The sequence below is a fragment of the Bradyrhizobium cosmicum genome, from assembly GCF_032290525.1.
GTDB classification, from domain to species: Bacteria; Pseudomonadota; Alphaproteobacteria; order Rhizobiales; family Xanthobacteraceae; genus Bradyrhizobium; species Bradyrhizobium cosmicum_A.
On the sequence record NZ_JASXTA010000080.1, the window covers coordinates 1 to 635 of the forward strand.

At 59.4% G+C, this 635-nt stretch carries 2 pseudogenes; one reads left to right on the forward strand and one right to left on the reverse strand.

The window, feature by feature from the left end:
* A pseudogene (locus QSV46_RS39110) lies at nt 1–310 on the reverse strand (IS5/IS1182 family transposase); the annotation flags it as partial.
* A gap of 107 nt (nt 311–417) precedes the next feature.
* Here QSV46_RS39110 and QSV46_RS39115 point away from each other — a divergent pair.
* Nucleotides 418–635: pseudogene (locus QSV46_RS39115) on the forward strand (IS110 family transposase); the annotation flags it as partial.

Here is a 635-nt window from a genome sequence, read left to right on the forward strand (position 1 = left end):
GCGCCGGAGCTCGCGCTTGATGGCGCCGAACACGCCGCGCTTCTGGCCCGAAATGAAGACGCGACGGGGATTTTGCGTGTCGTTGCCGCGATATCCCTTGTCGACATAGGCCCGCTCGATCGGATAGCCGGTGAGCGCCTCGGTGCGGTCGATGACGTCCCGCAGGGTATGACCGTCGTAGGGATTATCGGGCAGCGACCTGGCGTGCAGTACGAACAGGCCACCGGGAGGCCGGCGGTTGTTGGTGACGATGGAGGCCTTCACGCCGAACTCGTAAGGCGCGGCGCGCCTTGCCTTTGCCGATGCATTCCCGTCAATCGGCTTGCAATATTTGCAAACGATGACGTAATTGCGGTCGGCGCTCGTGGCAGCAACCTCCGTTATCGTTGAGCCCGCAAATGATTCGAAGGAGCTCCCATGAAGCAGTACGTCGGGCTGGACGTCTCACAGAGAGAAACCGCTGTGTGCGTTGTCAACGAGACTGATCAAGTAATCTTCGAAGGGAAAGCCAAGTCTAATCCTGGTGCCTTGACTGACCTGCTTAACAACGCCTCATGTCGAGCGTATCGGCTTCGAGACCGGTGCGATGGCGAGTTGGTATGGTATGAACTCCGCAGGGTTGAGCTTCCGGTGGT